Annotated in this window: 4 protein-coding genes; all 4 read left to right on the forward strand. The window is 43.3% G+C overall.

What is annotated here, in order from left to right; translation table 11 throughout:
• Positions 1-90 precede the first annotated feature (90 nt).
• The 4 genes from BLW31_RS22360 (at position 91) to BLW31_RS24580 (ending at position 5975) form a co-directional block, all read left to right on the forward strand.
• Positions 91-1074, forward strand: coding sequence for a glycoside hydrolase family 43 protein (locus BLW31_RS22360; RefSeq protein ID WP_010539080.1), 984 nt, complete (start codon positions 91-93; stop codon positions 1072-1074).
• A 191-nt stretch (positions 1075-1265) separates the two neighbouring features.
• A complete protein-coding gene (gene bglX, locus BLW31_RS22365) occupies positions 1266-3545 on the forward strand; it encodes a beta-glucosidase BglX (protein ID WP_010539079.1) in 2280 nt (759 codons plus the stop codon).
• 31 nt (positions 3546-3576) lie between these two features.
• Positions 3577-5568 (forward strand): retaining alpha-galactosidase, encoded by a 1992-nt coding sequence (locus BLW31_RS22370; RefSeq protein WP_010539077.1) that lies wholly within the window; start codon positions 3577-3579, stop codon positions 5566-5568.
• A gap of 230 nt (positions 5569-5798) precedes the next feature.
• Positions 5799-5975, forward strand: a complete 177-nt coding sequence (locus BLW31_RS24580) for a hypothetical protein (RefSeq protein WP_022301860.1) — start codon at positions 5799-5801, stop codon at positions 5973-5975.
• The last annotated feature ends 596 nt before the right edge of the window (positions 5976-6571 follow it).

Below are 6571 nucleotides of genomic sequence, written 5' to 3' on the forward strand. Positions count from 1 at the left end.
TCTGCAAAGCGATGAAGCATACAGGCTTCAGCTCCCGGTTTATCCGGTATAGGATTGTAAATAAGAATTTTACTAACTAATCATTGAGATATGAAAAAATTAAAGCATTCTATTCTTTCGCTCTTGCTGTTGATGGGAGCATGTATTGTCAGTTGTAGTAATGATGATGGGGAGACTTCCTCTGCCGGTCCGGGTGAAGCGGAGGAAGAAAGTTTCACTATTCCTATATCGAGTCTGCGTTTGAGAGACCCGTTTATTCTGGTCGACAAGCAAACTTCGATGTATTACCTTCATTTTAATAATAACTTGAAAATCAGGGTTTATAAAAGTAAAGACTTGTCAACGTGGAAAGATGAGGGCTATTCTTTTATAGCGAAAAGTGACTTTTGGGGACAACAGGATTTCTGGGCACCGGATGTGTATGAATATGAAGGACGCTATTATTTATTTACCACTTTCAGCAATACAGGAGTGAAGCGGGGTACTTCTATTTTGGTTTCCGATAGCCCGAAGGGGCCATTTACCCCGCTTGTAAATAAGGCGATAACTCCTTCCGGCTGGATGTGTCTGGATGGCTCTTTGTATATCGATAAAGAAGGAAATCCCTGGTTGCTGTTCTGCCGTGAGTGGCTGGAGGCTGTAGATGGTGAGATTTATGCTCAACGGCTGGCGAAAGATCTGAAGACGACCGAAGGTGATCCGCATTTGTTGTTCAAAGCTTCAGAAGCTCCCTGGGCAGGTACTATTACAAGTTCCGGAGTGACGGGCTATGTTACGGATGCTCCTTTTATTCATCGCCTGGATGACGGCAAACTAATTATGTTGTGGTCCAGTTTCCGGAAGCAAGATGGAAAATATGCTATCGGACAAGCGATATCAGCGTCCGGTGACATTCTGGGACCTTGGGTACAGGAACCCGAAACATTAAATAGCGATGATGGCGGACACGCGATGGTGTTCAAAGACCTGAAAGGCAGGTTGATGATTTCTTACCATGCACCGAATTCACAAACGGAACATCCGGTGATAACACCAATTTATATTAAAGATGGAAAATTTGTAGCTCTGAATTAATGTGGCTTTTTCTTTCTGAACCGTCTATAGTATAGAATCAGTTGGCAGAGATAAATAATCTATTTTGTGAATATATGTCTCATTATTTAGAAGGAAGTGTTAACTTTGGCGAAATAGATGCTGCTGACAGGTACAGTCATTATTATACAGAAGGTTAAGTCAGAAAAGTAAATAAATAATTTGAAGAGCTTATGAAAATAAGAAATCTGGTGTTGGGTGCCCTTTGTGGCATAACATTCTTTTCCTGTTCGGCGTCCGGTGGAGGAAAAGATGCGGAAATGGATCGTTTTATAACGGATCTGATGGGTAAAATGACTATTCGTGAGAAGTTGGGACAGTTGAACCTTCCTTCCGGTGGCGATTTGGTGACAGGCTCTGTGATGAATACCGAGCTTGGCGATATGATTCGCAAAGAGGAAATAGGTGGCTTCTTCAATGTGAAAGGGGTTAAAAAGATTTATGACCTGCAACGGCTGGCTGTAGAAGAAACCCGGTTGAAGATTCCTTTGATAGTCGGAGCGGACGTCATACATGGTTATGAAACGATTTTTCCGATACCGTTGGCACTCTCATGCAGTTGGGACACGTTGGCTGTTCAGCAGATGGCGCGAATTTCTGCTATTGAAGCCAGTGCGGATGGCATTTGCTGGACATTCAGCCCGATGGTAGATATCTGCCGGGATGCTCGTTGGGGACGTATTGCCGAAGGAAGCGGTGAGGACCCTTATCTGGGATCACTGTTGGCAAAGGCTTATGTGCGTGGTTATCAAGGGAATAATATGCAGGGAAGAGATGAAATTCTTTCGTGTGTGAAACATTTCGCTCTTTATGGAGCTTCAGAAGCCGGTAAAGATTATAATACGGTCGATATGAGCCATCTGCGCATGTATAATGAATATTTTGCTCCTTACCGGGCTGCTGTTGAGGCAGGTGTCGGTAGTGTGATGAGTTCCTTTAATATAGTAGATGGTATTCCGGCTACGGCAAATAAATGGTTGCTGACAGATGTACTCCGTGACGAATGGGGATTTCAGGGACTTTTGGTTACAGACTACAATTCCATTGCTGAAATGGCCGTTCATGGGGTAGCTCCTTTGGAGGAAGCTTCTGTCCGCGCTTTGCAGGCGGGAACGGATATGGACATGGTTTCCTGCGGCTTTCTGAATACATTGGAAGAATCACTGAAAGAAGGAAAAGTCACTGAAGCACAAATTAATACAGCTTGCCGCCGTGTGTTGGAAGCCAAGTATAAGCTGGGCTTATTTGCCGATCCGTATAAATATTGCGATACACTGCGTGTAGAAAAAGAACTTTATACGGCTGATCATCGTGCTGCTGCACGTGAGATTGCAGCAAAGACGTTTGTCCTTCTGAAAAATGAAAAGAATCTTCTTCCACTGGAGGAAAAAGGAAAAATAGCTTTAATAGGTCCGATGGCAGATGCACGTAATAATATGTGTGGTATGTGGAGCATGACCTGCACTCCGTCCGGACATGGCACATTGCTGGAAGGAATCCGGTCGGCTGCAGGAGACAAGGCAGAAATTCTTTATGCCAAAGGCAGCAATGTGTATTATGATGAGGAAATGGAAAAAGGAGCTGTCGGCATCCGTCCGTTGGAACGTGGCAACGATCGGCAATTGTTGGCCGAAGCATTGCGTACGGCTGCCCGTGCAGATGTGATTGTGGCTGCTGTGGGCGAATGTGCCGAAATGAGCGGGGAGTCCCCTTCCCGCACTAATCTGGAGATTCCCGATGCTCAGCAGGACTTGTTGAAAGCACTGGTGAAAACAGGCAAGCCTGTGGTGCTGCTTCTGTTTACCGGTCGTCCTTTGGTGTTGAACTGGGAGAATGAACATGTTCCTGCTATTCTGAATGTATGGTTCGGAGGCAGTGAGACAGGAGATGCCGTTGCCGATGTTTTGTTTGGTAAAGTCGTTCCGAGTGGTAAGTTGACCACTACGTTCCCTCGTTCGGTGGGACAACTTCCTCTGTTTTACAATCATCTGAATACGGGACGCCCGGACCCGGACAATCGTGTTTTCAACCGATATGCCAGCAATTATCTGGATGAGAGTAACGAACCTCTTTATCCTTTCGGCTACGGTTTGAGCTATACCGATTTTGTATATGGTGACCTGCAACTCAGTTCGGAAACCTTGCCCAAAAACGGGACTCTGACAGCTTCTGTTACCGTAACCAACCGAGGAGATTGTGACGGCTATGAAACAGTACAAATCTATTTGCGTGACATTTATGCGGAGGTAGCGCGTCCGGTGAAGGAACTGAAAGGTTTCGAACGCATCTTCCTGAAGAAAGGAGAGAGCCGCGAAGTGAAATTTGTGATTACGGAGGATGATCTGAAATTCTATAACTCCGGATTGCAATATATCTACGAACCGGGTGAGTTTGACGTGATGATCGGTACGAATAGTCGTGATGTACAGACGAAGCGCTTTAGTGCGGAATAATTATTTTGAAATCTAATATATAGTTACAACCATGAAGAAACTTACAATTCTATTGTTATTATGCGTATTGTGTACGCTTTCACTGCAAGCTCAAAAGCAGTTTACCCTGGTCTCACCCGATGGAAATCTGAAAACGACGATTAGCATAGGTGACCGGCTGACTTATGATATCACTTGCAACAACAGGCAGATTCTTGCTCCTTCTCCCATATCCATGACATTGGATAACGGGAATGTCTGGGGAGAAAAAGCGAAATTATCCGGAACCTCCAGAAAGAGTGTGGACGAGATGATACCTTCTCCTTTCTACCGTGCCAACGAATTGAGAGATCATTATAACGAACTGACATTGCGTTTCAAAAAAGACTGGAATGTAGAGTTTCGTGCATACAATGATGGTATTGCCTACCGGTTTGTCAATCGGGGTAAAAAGCCTTTCCACGTTATAGATGAAGTATCCGATTATTGTTTCCCGTCGGATATGGTTGCCTCCGTGCCTTATGTAAGAAGCGGCAAAGATGGTGATTATAACTCACAGTTTTTTAATTCTTTCGAGAATACGTATACAACAGACAAACTGTCGAAACTGAATAAACAACGCCTGATGTTTTTGCCGTTGGTGGTGGATGCAGGCGAAGGTGTGAAGATTTGTATCACGGAGTCTGATCTGGAGAATTATCCGGGACTTTATCTTTCTGCCGAGAAAGGTGGAAACTGTTTGAGCAGTAAACACGCTCCTTATCCGAAACGTACAGTGCAGGGTGGACACAATCAGCTTCAGATGTTGGTAAAGGAGCATGAAGACTACATTGCAAAAGTGGACCAGCCAAGAAACTTCCCCTGGCGTATAGCTGTGGTTACGACAACCGATAAAGATCTTGCCGCAACCAATCTTAGTTACCTGCTGGGTGCCCCTTCCCGTCTGAGTGATCTTTCGTGGGTTAAACCGGGAAAGGTGGCATGGGACTGGTGGAATGACTGGAATCTGGATGGCGTTGATTTTGTTACCGGAGTAAATAATCCGACTTATAAAGCATATATAGACTTTGCTTCTGCAAACGGAATTGAGTATGTGATACTTGACGAGGGATGGGCAGTGAATTTGCAGGCGGATTTGATGCAGGTCGTAAAGGAGATCGATCTGAAAGAATTAGTGGATTACGCGGCGTCCAAAAATGTGGGTATTATTCTTTGGGCCGGTTATCATGCGTTCGAGCGGGATATGGAAAATGTTTGCCGTCATTATGCTGAAATGGGAGTAAAGGGCTTCAAAGTAGACTTTATGGACCGCGATGATCAGGAAATGACCGCATTCAATTATCGTGCTGCTGAAATGTGTGCTAAATATAAATTGATTCTCGATCTTCACGGCACTCATAAACCGGCTGGTTTGAATCGTACTTATCCGAATGTGCTCAATTTCGAAGGAGTAAATGGGCTGGAGCAGATGAAATGGAGTGCTCCTTCGGTAGATCAAGTAAAGTATGATGTGATGCTTCCTTTTATTCGTCAGGTTTCCGGACCGATGGATTATACACAGGGAGCGATGAGAAATGCTTCCAAAGGTAATTATTATCCTTGTTATTCGGAGCCGATGAGTCAGGGAACGCGTTGCCGTCAACTTGCTCTGTATATGATATTTGAATCTCCTTTTAATATGTTGTGTGATACTCCGAGCAACTACATGCGTGAACCGGAATCAACAGCGTTTATTGCTGAAATACCAACCGTGTGGGATGAAAGTATCGTTCTTGACGGTAAAATGGGAGAGTATGTTGTGACAGCACGACGGAAAGGAGATGTCTGGTATGTAGGTGGAATTACAGACTGGACTGCACGTGATATTGAAGTTGACTGCTCTTTCCTGGGCGATAAATCTTATAATGCTACTTTGTTTAAAGATGGTGTGAATGCCCATCGGAATGGTCGTGACTATAAGTGTGAGTCTTTCCCGGTAAAGAAGGGTGGTAAGTTGAAAGTCCATTTAGCTCCGGGAGGAGGCTTTGCCCTTAAGATAAAATAATATTGTTATTTCATATAGTTCTATTACTATCTGAAAGCTTGAGATAGATTCGATGCTGCTTCGGAATATTCTGGTGCAGCATCGTTTTTTTGTATTAAGTTTTGAGTGGTTTGTTTCTTTGTGTTCATAAGATACCAAGCAGCTTTAAAATATGATAGAATGTGCAAAACAGTGCGGCATTGCGTAAATCTTACATGCTTTATCTGCAATTATGTGTATAAAGTATTCTTATGAAGATACTGATATTCGGAAAAGCTGATTTTGATGTCGTTCAACTCAAAGAGAAACTCAAAGTGGAACTCAAAGAGAGCCGCTTTGCAGAACTTGAAGTAAAGTATCGGATTCTCCCTCTGGATTTCTTAGATAGTAACTTTTCTATAAACTTCTCTCTTTTATTTTCAAGTTAGCGATTCTATCTGACTGAGATGTTTTATTTATAACTAGAATTTAGCAGTTTTTTCTCTCCAAGTGAATTTAGTATATGTTTTGCTCCCATGCTCTCACTTTTTGCTTGTATCGTCTTATTCATCGTTGTTACAGCTGTGATAGCAAGTGTGGTAGCAGTGTGGTAGCAGGCATTTGCTCTCACTCTATATTCATGCTTTAATACACATTTTTCTTGATGTTATAGTTTTATATTCAGTATGTTAACCTCTTATCTGTCAACTATTAATAATTGACGTTCCATCTGTTAATAATTGATATATCAGGTATTAAGATCTGATACTCCCTCTATTATTGTGTGATAAATGCTTTTTTCGCTTATGTCCATACTCCTGTTCTTCCTAAGAGAACAGGTTAATCGGGACATTGTTATGGTCGGGTTGGTTGAATCGTGCGGTACTTTTACTCCACTCGTGCGTTCATTTCACTTCAATCATGCGTTCCTCCTTATCCACTCATGCGGTCCTCTGCTCCCGTCTCCGGTTGTTTCCTGAGGTTTCTTGCCTCTTGAAACTCCAGTTCCAGATGGTTTGAAACTTTAGTTTCCCCTGCTTGAAAC

The sequence above is a fragment of the Bacteroides faecis MAJ27 genome, from assembly GCF_900106755.1.
In the GTDB taxonomy this organism is placed as follows: Bacteria; Bacteroidota; Bacteroidia; order Bacteroidales; family Bacteroidaceae; genus Bacteroides; species Bacteroides faecis.

Excerpts from the sequence above, each read along its gene's own strand:
- BLW31_RS22360 (WP_010539080.1), top strand. The coding sequence starts at position 91 with ATGAAAAAATTAAAGCATTCTATTCTTTCGCTCTTGCTGTTGATGGGA.
- bglX (WP_010539079.1), top strand. The coding sequence starts at position 1,266 with ATGAAAATAAGAAATCTGGTGTTGGGTGCCCTTTGTGGCATAACATTC.
- BLW31_RS22370 (WP_010539077.1), top strand. The coding sequence starts at position 3,577 with ATGAAGAAACTTACAATTCTATTGTTATTATGCGTATTGTGTACGCTT.
- BLW31_RS24580 (WP_022301860.1), top strand. The coding sequence starts at position 5,799 with ATGAAGATACTGATATTCGGAAAAGCTGATTTTGATGTCGTTCAACTC.